The sequence below is a fragment of the Methylomonas sp. BG-2 genome, from assembly GCF_057766305.1.
In genome coordinates this window covers 1-2,579 of the sequence record NZ_JBYMAP010000373.1, presented here as the reverse complement: position 1 = coordinate 2,579, position 2,579 = coordinate 1, and the positions used below count along the sequence as shown (strand labels likewise).

Genomic DNA, 2,579 nt, shown 5'->3' with positions numbered 1-2,579 from the left:
GGCGTTTCAAAGGCCTCCAACATATTCAAGGCAAACTGTTGGCCAGCTCGTTGAAAACCGGGATGAGCGGGCATTGCCTTGGCATCCTGGCGCAACAGGTCGCGATTCGGCGTCTCGGCGTTCCAGGCCGATAACGAATGGCGCAAACCAGCGCGGTTGTTCCATCAGCGTATTGCCGATGAAAGTGGTTGGGCCAAACGCGGACATAACGGTGCCGGAACGCCATCAATCGCGGCTAAAACCCCCTCGCCTACTTTGTCATGCCGCGAACTGCCTTTGATGACTGTTAGGCAGTACAAAGAGGCCAGGAAAGAATAAACGGACCGTCGCCGCGCGGCCGAACCGACGACTTGAATGTGGCTGGCGGCCGGCCGGCCCCACTCGGGACCGGCGCGGAATGGCGGATGCCGGCCGGTGTTAGGCCAAGGCTTTCTTGAAAAACTCGGGGCAGGCCAGACTGGCTTTGTGGATGTCGCTGTTGTAATAAACGGTCTCGAACGGTTTCGCGGCGGCATCCGCTTCGCGGAACTGGGCGAGATCGCCCTTGCCGGCCAGCGTCGCGCTCCACCAGCCGGACGGATAAATGCATTGCGGGAAGAAGATGGTTTGCAGGCTGCCGAAACCGCCGGCCTGCATTTCCGCGCGCATTTCTTTCAGGATTTTCATGTGCAGCAAGGCCGATTCGCTTTGCTGAACGACGATGCCGTTCTCGCTCAAGGCTCGGAAGCAATCCTTATAAAAATCCGCGCAGAACAAACCTTCGGCGGGGCCGACCGGATCGGTGCTATCGACGATGATGATGTCCACGCTGCCAGGCTCGGCGTCCTTGACCCATTGGATGCCGTCGATGAATTTCAGGTCGGCGCGCGGATCGCCGTTGGATTCGCACAGCTCCGGAAAATAAATTTCCGCCAAGCGAGTGACGCGTTCGTCGATGTCGATCTGCACCGCCTGTTCGATACTGGGGTGTTTCAACACCTCCCGTAGCGTCCCGCAATCGCCGCCGCCGATGATCCAGACCCTTTTCGGATCGGGATGGGTGTAGAGCACCGGATGGCTCATCATCTCGTGGTAGAAAAAATTATCGCGGGTCGAGACCATCGTGCAGCCGTCGATCACCATCAAATTGCCGAACTGTTCGGTTTCGTAGATTTCCAGAAACTGAAACTCGGATTGCTCCTCGTGCAGCTTGCGTTTGATTTTCAATGAAAAGGCGGAGCCGGATGGCTCTTGCGCTTCGCTGAACCAGGTGGCGTCGAGCATGGTGGTATCCTCTAAAGTGTCGTAAGGCCGGGCATTATACTGAAAGAATCAGGCCAGATTATGACGGTGGCGGTGGTGAGGCGCCTGCCTTAACCGTTGCTCCAGGATTCCAGCCAGCATGCAAGCTCCGGAACAGGCGGCAAAACGGCAGTCTGCGTTCAAACCGCCAACGGTGATGGTGGCGGCTATCCCGATATACATATCACTAGTTCGGCGACGGATGCCGAGGAGCTGTTTAATCGCCGACCGAGGCTGATCGTGCGCCCGACCCGGCGCGGGCGGGTCCACGAAAAGGTCAACGCCCGCGCTCGGAATCGCGCCTCCGCCCCATGCCGTTAAAAGCCCGGTATGCCGACCTGCTGGATTTTGATGGCATTGTCGCCTTCTTCGTAAGCCAACAATTTGCCGTCCCGCTGCCATAATTTGAAAGCCAGCGCGTAGGACAACACCCGGATCGGATAATCGCGCGGCAGGGTTTGCAGATAAGGCTGCATGGTCACGAAGTCGGTCGCGCCGTATTGCTGCATGATGAAACGCAAGCCGCCGTTGCGCGGCCCGATGTTGTAGGCCAGCAAACCCAGGAATAAGTCACCGCGCATTTCCGCGAGATAATGCTTTAACGTGGCTGCCGCCAGATACGCATTGTGGCGCGGATCGTTTACTTGCGGTTCGGCCACGTCGAGTAAATCGGCGGCCTGGCGGCTGATGAACTTGGGTACCGCGGTAATCTGAAATAAGCCTTTGCCGCCGTCGTGACTGTCGCGCGGCAAAAACGACGATTCGGTGGCGGCCACGCCCAACAACAGATGCTCGTCGACGCCGATGGCGTCGGCGGCTTCGCGGATCGCCGCACGGTAGGCGTCGGCGCGTTGCAGCAGTTTTTGCAGGCCGCCGATTTCGTGGCGGCGGTAGGCGGCATAAACCTGATGAGCCAGCGTCACCCGCTCCGCCTCGGATTTGCCGCCGACCAATGTACGGAAATGGCCGAAGACAGGAGTATAACCATCGTGGAACACAAACCACAGCATTCCCAGCGCCAGGACCAGTGCCAAACTGGCCGGCAATTGCGCCAGTCGCCGCGCCAACGGCACACGCAATTGGTACCAGCCGATCAGCAACAAGGCCGCCGTCACGATCAGCGCCACAACGCCGCCGGCAAACGGCAGCAAGCTGCTAAAAAATCCAGAGCCGGACAACCAACTCGCCGAATAGCCCAACGCCACCATGGTCGCCAGCACCGCGGCCAAGCCCAAACCGACGGCCTCGGCCGCCAGCAAGCGCCAATCCGGCGGCGGAACCGGCAATGGCTTGCGCCG

General features: G+C 59.4%; 2 protein-coding genes. Both read right to left on the bottom strand.

What is annotated here, in order from left to right; genetic code table 11:
• Positions 1-417 precede the first annotated feature (417 nt).
• Positions 418-1,263: a polyamine aminopropyltransferase gene (gene speE / locus AC3B8H_RS20295; protein WP_488443334.1), complete on the bottom strand. Its 846-nt coding sequence runs from the start codon at positions 1,261-1,263 to the stop codon at positions 418-420.
• A 335-nt stretch (positions 1,264-1,598) separates the two neighbouring features.
• Positions 1,599-2,579, bottom strand: a 981-nt coding sequence (locus tag AC3B8H_RS20290; protein ID WP_488443333.1) for a lytic transglycosylase domain-containing protein, incomplete at its 5' end; no start/stop codon positions are given.

Coding starts and splice junctions, on each gene's coding strand:
- speE (WP_488443334.1), bottom strand. CDS start 1,263: ATGCTCGACGCCACCTGGTTCAGCGAAGCGCAAGAGCCATCCGGCTCC.